The sequence below is a fragment of the Ktedonobacter sp. SOSP1-52 genome, assembly GCF_016587395.1.
The window spans coordinates 1,480,256-1,491,571 of record NZ_BNJH01000002.1 but is presented as its reverse complement, the minus strand read 5'-3'; the positions used below and the strand labels follow the sequence as shown (position 1 = coordinate 1,491,571).

The following is an 11,316-nucleotide window of genomic DNA, read 5'->3' as shown; positions in this document are numbered from 1 at the left end:
GCGCCACACCAGACCTGTCGGCGGCCCAGGAATAAAAATTAGGTGTGGAGATGAGTAGAGACAGAGGGGGACATATGCAAGAGGCCTATAAGGCAATCGCCGATCCGACCAGGCGGCGTATTCTTAAATACTTGCGGGGAGGAGAGCGCACCGCGGGCGAACTAGCGGAGCATACAGGGGCGAAGCCCAACGCGCTCTCGCATCATTTGATGGTGCTGAAACTGGCTGACCTGGTGCGCGTCGAGCGGCGCGGTCAGTTTCAAGTCTATTCGCTAAACACAACTGTCTTTCAAGACCTGATGGCTGAGATCATGGATTGGTTGGGGGGAATGGATGAGGAGAAAGACGAAATACTGTCAGGTGAAGAGCCCTCCGACGAATTAGAGCCGGAGGCTCGTGCTGAGCATGATTAAGTATCCATGTAATACGCGATGAAGCATAGAGGAGAGAACCATGAGCGCTTCTGATAACGAGCGCGAGAAGATCGCGCCACAACCGAAAACCTGGACGATGCCAGTGGTCCTGATGACAACCATTCTGGCTCTACAGCTCATAATCGCTATCGTGACCTATCCCTTTCTTCCCGACCAGGTCCCCTCACACTGGAATGTCGCGGGGCAGGTCAATTCTTACGCGCCAAAACTGATTGCTATTGGCCTCTTTCCGCTTATTAGCTTTATGCTACTGGTGGTCCTGCGCGGCCTCGTCAAGGTGGGTCCGCGCCTGACTAGAGATGGCGAGAGTAGCAATCGCTTTTTTATCGATATCACCCTATCTGGTGTCATGTTGTTGATGCTGGTCCTGCAACTGACGGTCGTGGCCATCTCGCTCGGGGTGAAGCTGGACCTGCCCTTTGTGATCTGCTTTGTGGTCTCGCTCTTCTTTATCGTGCTTGGTAATTATATGGGCAAGCTGCGCCGCAACTTCTGGGCTGGCATCCGCACACCATGGACGTTGACAAACGACACGACATGGGAAAGAACACATCGCCTGGGGGGCTGGCTCTTTGTCGTTGGTGGCCTCTTTGGCCTGATCGCTAGCTTTGTTCCCCAGTTGCGCTTCGTGGGGATTATTGTGCCGGCTATTGGGGTGGCGGTGATCTCTTATGTCTACTCCTATATTGTGTATCAGCGTGTGACGGCCCATGATTCGCAGCATAGCGATCCTTTCTAAAGACTTCTCGCCACGATGTGGCTCGCCTGGTAAAAGGATGTATGGTCCTGGTTGCTAGAGGCAACCAGGACCATACATCCTTTTATCCTCTATGACGTGAGTGAGGATAGGTGTGCCGTGTACAAGCACTTCCCAATCTTCAGGCCAGGCCAGCCAGGTCCAGAGCTAGCCGAATGGTTGCGTGGGGATCATAGCTGTGCGTGGCGAGATAGTCATAGGTGAGTTCATGGTCTGCTTTGAGTATGTTGCCTTGCTCTTCATTGTTGGGGAAGAGGATCCGGCGTTTGAAGGCTATATGTCCCTTGAGGCGCGAATACTGTAGGGTGAAGCTGAGCGCATCAATGAAGCAGTTGCCAGACTGAGCCGAAGGGGTGCCTATGACGCACGCGCCATGGCGTTGGAGGGTCACCGCCGTATCAAAGCCCGCGCTGTATGTTTGCGCTGAGATGAGCACGTAGACTTTTGGTGCCCATGAGGCCTCGTAGGCGCGCTTCTGAAACTCGCTGGCGAAGGTTGGGGATGCCTTAACCCTCTGGCGCAGATCCGCCAGAGCTTGCAGGCGTACGCGTGGCGTAAAGCCGCTCTCCTGACGCTGCAACCAGCTTGCTTCGTCGGTGTAGTCATAGCCACCATTGCGCAACGCTTCACTGTGTTCTTCTGGTGTGTCTTTGATATAGTTTTCGAAGTAAAGCGTTGAGTAGCGTTTGATGTGATAGCCTTCGTTCCAGGTGCTCGCGAGCATAGCATCGATGCCGTAAAGGAAATAGCTCAGAATGGTGGCAAAGAACGAGTTGCCGCCAGGGCAGAAGCGTAGATCAATGATGAGTACCGAGGTATGTGCCAGGCGCATTGCGGAGAAGAGGTCGCGAAGCAGGTCCGTTGCCGCCGGGACAAGGGCGATGCGTTCTTCCAACTTCTCAGGCAGGTTTGTGTCAAGGGGCAGGTAACGTTGCACCTCCTCAAGCAGTTGTTCCATGTGCCCGATGTCACCCAGGGCGTGGAATTGCTCAAAGCTCTCGCGATAGCGCAGGAGTGAGTCGGCTCGCATATATGCTACCTGGTGTCCGGCATCGAGGAAGGCGCGGCACATGCGTGCTGAATTGAGTGGGGGCAGGATAAAGGCGCTATCTGGTTCCAGGGGAATACCGGGGCGCTCCTCAAGAAGCGGAATCTGGATAGTTTGTTGATCGCCATTGCGCAGCGTGAGTGTCACCTCGATGGTGTTGGGGGGCTCGTCCTGGTGCAGGAGGGTGCTGAGGAGCAAAGGGTCTTTTAGGGCCAGGGACAGGTGAACGAGGTTCTGGTAGATGTTATCGTAGCCCTGGATCTTGCCCATACGTGTGAGGAGGGTTGGTAGTGGTAGGCTGTTCAGGGCGAGTAGGCGCGCTCCCAGTAATACCTCCTGCTCAGGCTGGTAGACGCGGGCGAGGTAGAGATCCTGCTCGATTATCGACCAGGTCAGCCAGGGGCGACGGCGCGTCCTGGCCTCGCGCTCCTCCTCTGGCGTAAACAGGTATGTATGTCCATCCCCCAGCGAGGCGACGAGCGGGCGTATGTGGCAGAGAAACTGGGTCTGAGTCAGTCCATCTGCTGGGATATTGTTCAGGAGCGTGTCAACACGACGGTGAAAGGCGAGGGAACCTCCGCCTGCAGTATAGGGATCAGGATGGGACTCGCTCAAGAGACGCGTAAGTTGGTAGAGATCTTCCTGAAGCGCTTGCCGGGAAATGCGCTGCATGTTACCATTCTCTCCTCTCTCCCCATGGTACCTCAAAGCGAGAAGCCACTTTACCTATACTTCTCGCTTTGAGGTACTATAGTCTACTACACCTCCTACCCGCCATTGAGGGAAGTTGGCGCCTGCGGCGAGGGTCAAGCCAAAAAAGGCGAAGTTCCAGGAGCGAATGTTAAGCTCTGGGGCTGGAGGAGTCTTCTGTCTGCTTCTCACCGATTGTGGCTTGCTGCTGGCGGGCGGCTTCGCGCTCTTGCTTGAGGCGGCGCTTCTCTTCTGCCTTGCGCTGGGCCTCGGGATCGACATTGAGGGTATTCATGGCCTGATCAAGCCCTTCGCGTAGGATGAGCGAGAAGGCTTCCAGGGCCTTATCCTCTGCCTGAAGCAGGGTAATATACTCATCCTTGGGAGGGATGCCCAGCACATAGTTGATGGTGTCTGGACGGTGGTTGGCGGGGCGCCCGATGCCGACGCGCAGGCGAGGAAACTGGTCGGTATGCAGGTGTTGGATCAGGCTCTTCATGCCATTATGCCCACCGGCGCTGCCTCTGGCGCGTACTCTGAGTTGTCCCACGGGCAGGTCGAGCTCATCATAGACCACCAGGATATCCTCGGGTTCAAGCTTAAACCAGCGCTGTAGCTCGCCTACAGCCTCGCCACTATTGTTCATAAAGGTAATGGGTTTTACCAGGACAACTTTCTCGTGCTCGAGGGTGGAGTTGGCAATCATCGCCCGCCCACGACGCTCCCAGCGCACGCCCAGCTTCTCCGCCAATGCGTCTATGACGCGGAAGCCCACATTATGCCGGGTCCGCTCGTACTGGGCGCCAGGGTTGCCCAGGCCAACAAGTAGTTTCATAAGATGTTTTTCTTACTTCTTCTCCGAAAACCCTGAGCACGAAGCGCTAGACACGCTAGTGGCGTTGGGTTTCGGAATAAGATCTTAGCGACCGTAGGCCAGGCGTGTTGCCAGGTAGGGAGGCAGGCCCGCCTTCTCGATCTTCTCCTGCGTTTTCTTGAAATCGTAGTCAACGCGGTAGAATGTGAAGCCGCGCTCAGTATCGTAGATCATAAAGGCTGCGCGTGGATCGCCATCACGAGGCTGACCGACGCCGCCGGGATTGACGATGGCGCGATAGCCAGCCGGGGCCTTCCAGTTGCCCTCGGGCGGAACAATCATGTCGTTGGTGACCTCGACCATGCTCTGGCTCAGACCCAGCAGGGCCAGCAGTTCTTCAATCTCCTGATTCAGACTATCCTCCGCGCTCAGGATATCAGCCTCAGAGGTGACGCGCTCGCCATGACTCTCCTCTTCGTCCGTCTCTTCCAACGCGTCTGCCTCTTTCTCCAACTCCTGCGTTTCTTCGTCCGCAAGAGCGTCCTCTGCCAGGTCACGCTCCTGCTCTTCGTCGCCCTCTGCATTGTCTTCCAGGGAAATGTCCTCGCCTCCTGGCTCCGGTGCTTGCTCCTCATCCGACTCTAGCAGGCCAGACTCTTGCTCCAGGTGGGGCGCGACATGGGCCACATCTTCGGAGGGTGCTGCCTGCGCGCTTTGCTGTTGGGCGGGACGCACGGCAACCATCTCGGCGGTGTCGTCATCATCCTCTTCGGTTAGCGAGTCCGCCGCCTGTACCTCTGCCTCAGCGGCAATATTGTCAACAAGCGCCTGTACCTCCTGCTCACCGGTGAGGGGAACGGTTGGCGTTGTCGCATAGGTATCAGGCTGCTGGAAGATTATCGGGACATGCGTATGCCCGACAATACAGTAGCGTGTGTCGAAGTGTTGGAAACTGCGTTCCGCCAGAACTTCTGAGGTCAGATACTCCCACAGTGGGCCATAGGGACTCCCATGAACCAGCGTGCAGGCGCCCATTTGTAGACGCTCAGGGAGTTCCGCGAGGAACTCGAAGTGCTCATCGGTCAGTTGGTCGCGCGTCCACTCCGCAGAGATGCGCGCAGCCTCGCTAAACTCTTCCAGATCGATCTTGCCCACGGCGGCCCAATCATGGTTACCGGCAATGATCACATCTGTTCGCTTGCGCAGCGTCTCGATACACTCATTCGGATTTGGTCCATAGCCAACCAGGTCGCCCAAAAACCAGATCTGATCGATGGGCTGTTCTTTGGCGAGCTCGTCAATTCTGGCGAGTACGGCCTCGAGAGCCTCTAGATTGGCGTGGATATCGGTAAAAATAGCGTAACGCATTCGACAACACTCTTTTTTTTACTATGCTCGTTATATGGCAGAAGTTGGTGGAACTATTCTATCATGTTTGCCTGGTCCTTGCCAGTCCTTGCAGAGATCTGTCCGACGCATGCTTTAGCAGCGTCGCTCTACTTCATGGGCAAGCCAAACCCCCAATTGAGCAACTTTGAGACATCCTGATCGCGAATGGCCTGATCGGGGCTATTGAGCACGACGCCTATGAGCGAGTGCCCATTGCGCTGGGCCTCGAAGACCAGGCAGTAGCCGGCCAGGTCGGTATGCCCGGTCTTGACGCCAAGCATGCCTTTGTATGTACTTAAAAGGGTGTTTGTATTGGTCCAGGTATGTGGTCCATGCTGTTTGGTTGTGGGCAGGGTATAGGTCGGCGTGTCAACGATCTGACGAAAAATAGGATTAGTGAGCGCGTAGCGTGCGAGCCTGGTCAGGTCAGCTGCCGAGGAGTAGTGGGTATCCTCGCTGGTCAGGCCGTCAACGTTGGTATAGTGTGTTTGAAAGAGATGCAGCCTGCTCGCGAAGAGATTCATGCGTACGACGAAGTTCTCAGGTGAGCCAGCCAGCGCGTCAGAGATGGCAATTGCGGCATCGCCGCCCGAGGGAAGCATCAGGCCATAGAGCAGCTCGCGCAGGGTAAATTGCTCGCCGGGGACCAGTCCCGCGTTACTGCTGCCTAACTCAATGACGTGTAAATAGGCATCGCGTTTGACGGTAATCTCCTGGTCCAGGTTGCCGGTCTGAATCGCGATAAGGGCCGTCATGATCTTGGTGGTACTGGCCATGGGGGCGGCCTGCTCACCATGGATGTCGTAGAGCACATGCCCATTTTGCATATCAACAAGATAGGCGACTTTGGCCTGGAGAACGGGTAGCGGACCCTGGACCGTGAGTTCAGGTTTTGGCGTAGGGATAGGCGTTGGTGTCTCGGGTACAGGCGTCGGCGTCACCTCGACGGTGCTCATGCCAGGCAGAGTGACGCCCGCGATACTTGTGGCGTAGAGCGTCAAAGATGTCAGGAGCAGGCAACAGGCAATAATAATCAGGATGACGCCCATGATGAAACGGCGATTCATGGCCTCAATCTCTTTCACAGAAATAGTAATAGCTTTTATATTGGTATTTATTAATATTTGGAGCGTGTATGACGCTACTAAAGTACGCGTCTACATATAACGTTATATGTAGACGCGTACTTTAGTAGCGTCGGACCATATTTTAGAGATTCTTGGGCCACTGCTTATGATGATCGGTGACGCGCTCAAAGGCGTCGGCGATGCGCAGAATGGCTGCTTCCTGGAAGGTATTGCCCAGCAGTTGGACGCCGACGGGCAGGTTCTCGCTGAAACCGCCAGGAATGGAGATGCCACAAATGCCAGCCAGGTTCGCGGGAATGGTAAACATGTCCTGTAGATACATCTGGTAGGGATCTGAGATCTCGCCCAGCTTAAAGGCCACTGTTGGGCTGGCCGGGCTGACCAGGGCATCGACCTGGGCGAAGGCTTCATCGAAGTCGCGCTTGATCAGGGCGCGAATCTTTTCGGCCTGTTTATAGTAGGCATCGTAGTAGCCCGCGGAGAGCGCGTAGGTGCCCAGCATGATGCGGCGCTTGACCTCGGCGCCAAAGCCATTCTGGCGTGTCTTCTCCATCGCTTCCCACATGTCATCGGTGTCGCGGTAGGAGTAGCCGTACTTGACGCCATCATAGCGGGCCAGGTTGGCGCTGGCCTCGGCGGGCGCGACAATGTAGTACGCGGCCAGGCCATACTTCGTGTGAGGCAGTGAGACATCAACGATCTCGGCGCCCAGGTCGCGCAAGGCCTCAATGGCCGAGTGGACCACCTTTTCGACGCCCGAATCCATGCCCTCAACCCAGTATTCCTTTGGCACACCGATGCGCATACCTTTGATACTTCCTGTCAGGGCCTGGCTATAATTGGCAACCTCCTGGGTTGAACTGGTGGAGTCGCGCTGGTCATGGCCCGCGACCGCCTGCAAGAGTGTCGCGGCATCCTGTGCGTCACGCGCGAAGGGGCCAATCTGGTCAAGGGAGGAGGCGAAGGCCACGAGGCCATAACGTGAGACGCGCCCATAGGTTGGCTTCAGGCCCAGGATGTTGCAGAGCGCGCCTGGCTGGCGAATGGAGCCGCCGGTATCGCTGCCATAGGAACCCATGGCCATACCCGCGGCAACGACTGCCGCCGAGCCACCGCTACTGCCACCGGGGGCGCGATCCAGGTCCCAGGGATTATGCGTGGGGAAGAAGGCCGAGTGCTCGGTTGAAGAACCCATGGCGAACTCGTCCATATTGGTCTTGCCCAGCATCACCGCGCCAGCCGCGTTCAGCTTCTCCATAACCGTGGCGTCAAATGGCGGCTTGAAGTTCTCCAGCATGCGGGAGCCGCAGGTGGTGGTGATACCCTTGGTGCAGATAACATCTTTAATGGCCAGGGGAATGCCAGTGAGTGGCGATAGGTTCTCGCCGCTGGCGAGGCGCTTATCGGCCTCTTCGGCCTGCTTGAGTGCCAGGTCATCCGTTACCAGGGTGAAGGCTTTGACTCTGTCGTCTACGGCGCGAATGCGCTCCAGGTGGGCTTTAGTCAGCTCCACGGATGAGAGCTTGCGCTGCCGAAGCAACTCGGCTGCCTCGTGTATGGTGAGTGTATGTAGATCTGTCATCTCGAACTATTCTCCCTCCAGCACCGCGTTGACTTTCAGGCTGTTTTCTTCCTGATCGGGGGCGTTGGCCAGAAGCTCCTCGGGTGAGTATGAAGGCTGGGGAGCATCCAGGCGCATAACATTGGTGAGGCGTGAGGCGTGCGCCGTTGGCGAGACGCCACTCACGTCGGCTTCCTGGAGAATCTGAATATGCTCAAGAATGGCGGAAAGCTGGCTTCCAAACAGTGTAACCTCTTCCTCGCTGAGCGCTAGCCGGGCGAGGTTGGCCACGTTCATTACTGTCTCGCGATCAATCATAAAACAAATCCTCTTCGTGCTACTTTTCTAGTTGGTTTTATTTGGTGCCCCCGCCAGGTGACACGGAGATCTTTAGGGTCCATGCTTGCATGGACTTATGCGCTGAGGGCAAGCATGTCTCCCGGCGGAGCGAGTCTATGCAAGCATGGACCCTACAACTTGTTGGATGTACTATTGTATACTTACCAGCGAATAGTGAAGTTGCTCATGGCTTCACCTGGCGTGCGCCACTCAGCCTCGACATGGCGCACATCGGCTGTGGAAGGCCCCCGGCGCAGGTGCTCAAGTAATTGTTCCAGCGCTAGGCGCGGTCCCTGAGCGACGACTTCGACATCGCCGTTGCTTTTATTGCGTGTATAGCCACGCAGATGCAGGGCGCGGGCTTGCTGCACGACAAATTGACGAAAACCAACTCCCTGTACCCACCCTTGTACGATGGCATAGAGTTCTTCTACCTGCGTGGGACTGTGCTTGTTTTCGCTCTGGCTCATGGCTTCATTCTAGCATACTCTTATCTATGCGCATAGTCCCGCTTTTGCCCGGGCCTCATTTCTCAGCAGCGCGGGTGATAAACCCAACAAAAGGTCCTACTCCTTAACACGATTCTAAGCGTTTTTGTAACAATTGCATTTTATTGACGTAGTTATAAGTGCAAGAATTTGTCCCTGGGTAGTGGTGTGCAGTTGCACACCAGGGCGAGCGCCGCAGGCGCGAGGGGGCACACATATGTAAGTGCGTGTGAGGAAAAGCAGGCAAAGGCCGTATATTGTAGTACGAAGTAGTACAAAATTGTACAAAAGATAGTCATGGCAATTGTACGTTATTCTGGGATCAAAAGAGGTCAGTTGGTAAGAAGTGCAAGGAGCATTGGCGCGTTTAATTTTATTTCAAATCTTTCAAAATGCTTAGAAACATGTTTTTGTGTTCAGGCATTGGTATAAGAAGAGGACATTGCGGTAAGAATCATGGTAAAATCTGTTCTATATACTGACCTCTCTTAGTCCCTCACTGAGGTAAAAAATATGCAGTCTGTACAGGATCTGGCAACGGCGGTCCAGCGCGTGGTTGCTAACGTTGAGCGTGTCATTGTTGGTAAAGCTGAGTCTGTAGGGTTTAGCCTGATCGCGGTCATCTGCCAGGGGCATGTTTTGATTGAAGACGTGCCGGGCGTGGGAAAAACGGTGCTGACGAAGGCTATTGCGCGTTCTATTGGATGTTCATTTAAGCGTATTCAGTTTACGCCTGATCTGCTCCCCAGTGATGTGACGGGTGTCTCGATCTACAATCAGAAAACGGGGAACTTTGAGTTTCGCCCGGGACCAATTATGGCTCAGATCGTGCTCGCAGATGAGGTTAACCGTGCGACTCCTAAGACCCAGTCCGCTCTGCTGGAGGCGATGGAGGAGACCCAGGTTACGATGGATGGCGTCTCGTACCAACTCCCCAGACCCTTTATGGTGATGGCGACGCAGAACCCTATTGAGTATGAAGGTACCTTTCCTTTGCCAGAGGCCCAGCTGGATCGCTTTATGATGAATATCAAACTGGGCTATCCACAGCCTGCCGATGAAGTCAATATCCTTGATACTCACCAGCACCATCATCCCCTGGATGACCTGACACAGATCATGACTGCCGAGGAGTTGGTGACTATTCAGCAACAGGTAAGAACTATACATGTTGATCAGTCTATTCGTGAATATATTGTGAGCCTGGCGGGCGCGACGCGTAGCCATCCCAATATCTACCTGGGCGTCAGTCCCCGTGGTTCGCTGGCCCTCTTCCGTGCCTCGCAGGCCCTCGCAGCCATGCGCGGTCGTGGCTACGTTATTCCAGATGATATCAAGTTGCTTGCCAAACCCACACTGGCGCATCGCATTATCGTGACTCCGGCGGCTCGTGTGCGTTCAGTTACCTCTTCTGTTGTACTCGATGAGATCTTGCAGAGTGTACCGGTTCCCAATGCCTGGGTCGGTGGTGGAAGGGGGCGCTAGTGTATGCTACGTCCCTGGCAAGCTCTCCTCCTCATTGTGTTGTTAGCCTTCTTCGCTGTTAGCAGCGGTTGGCATGATCTCTATGTGTTAACCTATGTCTTACTGGTGCTTTTTGTGCTCTCGTGGTTGTGGGCGCGCTATAGTGTGCGTAAGCTCATCTTCCGCCGTTCAAGTACCAGTGGACGCGTACAGGTAGGTGAAGCCTTTGAGGAGCGCCTGATGCTTGATAATTTGAGCGTCTTGCCTAAACTCTGGGTGCAAATTGTTGATGGCTCCGATCTACCCGGACATCGCGCAGGCTATGTCGCCAGCATGGGGGGACGCAAGCGCGCGATGTGGCGTGTGCGTACATCATGTTGGCAACGAGGGCGTTTCCAGTTGGGACCGGTGAATGCGATTAGTGGCGATCCCTTTGGCCTTTTTCGCAGGCATGTCTCCCTGGCGCCCTCGCATGAACTCCTGGTGCTGCCGCGTGTCCTGCCTATTACGAGCTTCGCGCTCTTCTCGGGTGGTCTTCCGGGTCGTGGGAAGAGTTCCCGGCGTGCCCTGCAAACGACAACCAACGCGACGACGATTCGCGAGTATGTCGCGGGCGATGCTCTGAGCCGTATCCACTGGCGCTCAAGCGCGCACTACAATAAGTTGATGGTTAAGGAGTTTGATCTAGATCCCGCGGTAGATGTCTGGATCTTCCTGGATCTGAATGAAGCTGTACAGACCGGCGAGGACGAGATCTCAACCGAAGAATACGCGGTTACCATTGCCGCGACCATCTCAGTGTATCTCCTACGCCAGGATCTCTCGCTTGGCCTGATCGTCAATGGCGAAAAGCGTGAGACGCTGTCTATGGACCGTGGAGACCGACAGATAGAGCGCGTGCTGGAACTCCTCGCGGTCGTGCGCTCAGGCTCTGGTCCAGACTTAAAAGAGGCCCTGGCGCTCGATGCATTTCACCTGGGGCGCAACACCGCCGCCATTATCATTACGCCCTCGAACGCGCGCGACTGGCATACGGGTGCTCAGCAGTTACAACGGCGTGGCGTGCAGGTCGCCGTGATTGGCCTGGACGCGGCCTCCTTCGAGGAGGGACCTGCTGACGAAGATAGTTTAGCCTTGTTGGAAGGCGCTGGCATTCCTGTTTTACGTGTACATAGGCAAGACTCCCTGGAGCCTATTCTGGAAAGTGGCCCGGAAGCCCGCTACGCACAACGGAGGTAGTGACC

General features: G+C 55.5%; 11 protein-coding genes. 4 read left to right on the top strand and 7 right to left on the bottom strand.

The window, feature by feature from the left end; all coding sequences use genetic code 11:
* Positions 1 to 74 precede the first annotated feature (74 nt).
* Positions 75 to 413: a metalloregulator ArsR/SmtB family transcription factor gene (locus JMJ16_RS21875; RefSeq protein WP_201384994.1), complete on the top strand. Its 339-nt coding sequence runs from the start codon at positions 75 to 77 to the stop codon at positions 411 to 413.
* A gap of 40 nt (positions 414 to 453) precedes the next feature.
* On the top strand, positions 454 to 1,173 hold the full coding sequence (locus JMJ16_RS21870) for an SdpI family protein (RefSeq protein WP_201384992.1): 720 nt from the start codon (positions 454 to 456) through the stop codon (positions 1,171 to 1,173).
* A 139-nt stretch (positions 1,174 to 1,312) separates the two neighbouring features.
* Here the strand turns inward: JMJ16_RS21870 and JMJ16_RS21865 are convergent, their stop codons facing one another.
* The 7 genes from JMJ16_RS21865 to JMJ16_RS21835 form a co-directional block, all read right to left on the bottom strand.
* Complete coding sequence (locus tag JMJ16_RS21865) at positions 1,313 to 2,911, bottom strand: S41 family peptidase (RefSeq protein ID WP_201384990.1); 1,599 nt, start codon at positions 2,909 to 2,911, stop codon at positions 1,313 to 1,315.
* Between the two features lie 169 nt (positions 2,912 to 3,080).
* On the bottom strand, positions 3,081 to 3,764 hold the full coding sequence (pth, locus tag JMJ16_RS21860) for an aminoacyl-tRNA hydrolase (protein WP_201384988.1): 684 nt from the start codon (positions 3,762 to 3,764) through the stop codon (positions 3,081 to 3,083).
* Between the two features lie 84 nt (positions 3,765 to 3,848).
* Positions 3,849 to 5,111, bottom strand: coding sequence for a metallophosphoesterase (locus JMJ16_RS21855; protein WP_201384986.1), 1,263 nt, complete (start codon positions 5,109 to 5,111; stop codon positions 3,849 to 3,851).
* Positions 5,112 to 5,239: 128 nt separating this feature from the next.
* On the bottom strand, positions 5,240 to 6,199 hold the full coding sequence (locus JMJ16_RS21850; RefSeq protein ID WP_201384984.1) for a D-alanyl-D-alanine carboxypeptidase family protein: 960 nt from the start codon (positions 6,197 to 6,199) through the stop codon (positions 5,240 to 5,242).
* 142 nt (positions 6,200 to 6,341) lie between these two features.
* On the bottom strand, positions 6,342 to 7,802 hold the full coding sequence (gene gatA, locus JMJ16_RS21845) for an Asp-tRNA(Asn)/Glu-tRNA(Gln) amidotransferase subunit GatA (RefSeq protein ID WP_201384982.1): 1,461 nt from the start codon (positions 7,800 to 7,802) through the stop codon (positions 6,342 to 6,344).
* Positions 7,803 to 7,808: 6 nt separating this feature from the next.
* Complete coding sequence (gene gatC / locus JMJ16_RS21840) at positions 7,809 to 8,099, bottom strand: Asp-tRNA(Asn)/Glu-tRNA(Gln) amidotransferase subunit GatC (RefSeq protein ID WP_201384980.1); 291 nt, start codon at positions 8,097 to 8,099, stop codon at positions 7,809 to 7,811.
* A 182-nt stretch (positions 8,100 to 8,281) separates the two neighbouring features.
* Entirely contained in the window at positions 8,282 to 8,590 is a 309-nt protein-coding gene (locus tag JMJ16_RS21835; protein ID WP_201384975.1) for an acylphosphatase, read from the bottom strand.
* 531 nt (positions 8,591 to 9,121) lie between these two features.
* Between JMJ16_RS21835 and JMJ16_RS21830 the strand changes: the two genes are divergently transcribed.
* Together JMJ16_RS21830 and JMJ16_RS21825 are read left to right on the top strand one after the other, a co-directional pair.
* A complete protein-coding gene (locus JMJ16_RS21830; protein ID WP_201369074.1) occupies positions 9,122 to 10,093 on the top strand; it encodes a MoxR family ATPase in 972 nt (323 codons plus the stop codon).
* Positions 10,094 to 10,096: 3 nt separating this feature from the next.
* Complete coding sequence (locus tag JMJ16_RS21825) at positions 10,097 to 11,311, top strand: DUF58 domain-containing protein (protein ID WP_201369073.1); 1,215 nt, start codon at positions 10,097 to 10,099, stop codon at positions 11,309 to 11,311.
* The last annotated feature ends 5 nt before the right edge of the window (positions 11,312 to 11,316 follow it).

What these genes read in the sequence shown, in the direction of transcription:
- JMJ16_RS21850 (WP_201384984.1), bottom strand. Translation starts at nt 6,199, where the DNA reads ATGAATCGCCGTTTCATCATGGGCGTCATCCTGATTATTATTGCCTGT.
- JMJ16_RS21825 (WP_201369073.1), top strand. Translation starts at nt 10,097, where the DNA reads ATGCTACGTCCCTGGCAAGCTCTCCTCCTCATTGTGTTGTTAGCCTTC.
- JMJ16_RS21855 (WP_201384986.1), bottom strand. Translation starts at nt 5,111, where the DNA reads ATGCGTTACGCTATTTTTACCGATATCCACGCCAATCTAGAGGCTCTC.
- JMJ16_RS21875 (WP_201384994.1), top strand. Translation starts at nt 75, where the DNA reads ATGCAAGAGGCCTATAAGGCAATCGCCGATCCGACCAGGCGGCGTATT.
- gatA (WP_201384982.1), bottom strand. Translation starts at nt 7,802, where the DNA reads ATGACAGATCTACATACACTCACCATACACGAGGCAGCCGAGTTGCTT.
- pth (WP_201384988.1), bottom strand. Translation starts at nt 3,764, where the DNA reads ATGAAACTACTTGTTGGCCTGGGCAACCCTGGCGCCCAGTACGAGCGG.
- JMJ16_RS21865 (WP_201384990.1), bottom strand. Translation starts at nt 2,911, where the DNA reads ATGCAGCGCATTTCCCGGCAAGCGCTTCAGGAAGATCTCTACCAACTT.
- gatC (WP_201384980.1), bottom strand. Translation starts at nt 8,099, where the DNA reads ATGATTGATCGCGAGACAGTAATGAACGTGGCCAACCTCGCCCGGCTA.
- JMJ16_RS21835 (WP_201384975.1), bottom strand. Translation starts at nt 8,590, where the DNA reads ATGAGCCAGAGCGAAAACAAGCACAGTCCCACGCAGGTAGAAGAACTC.
- JMJ16_RS21830 (WP_201369074.1), top strand. Translation starts at nt 9,122, where the DNA reads ATGCAGTCTGTACAGGATCTGGCAACGGCGGTCCAGCGCGTGGTTGCT.
- JMJ16_RS21870 (WP_201384992.1), top strand. Translation starts at nt 454, where the DNA reads ATGAGCGCTTCTGATAACGAGCGCGAGAAGATCGCGCCACAACCGAAA.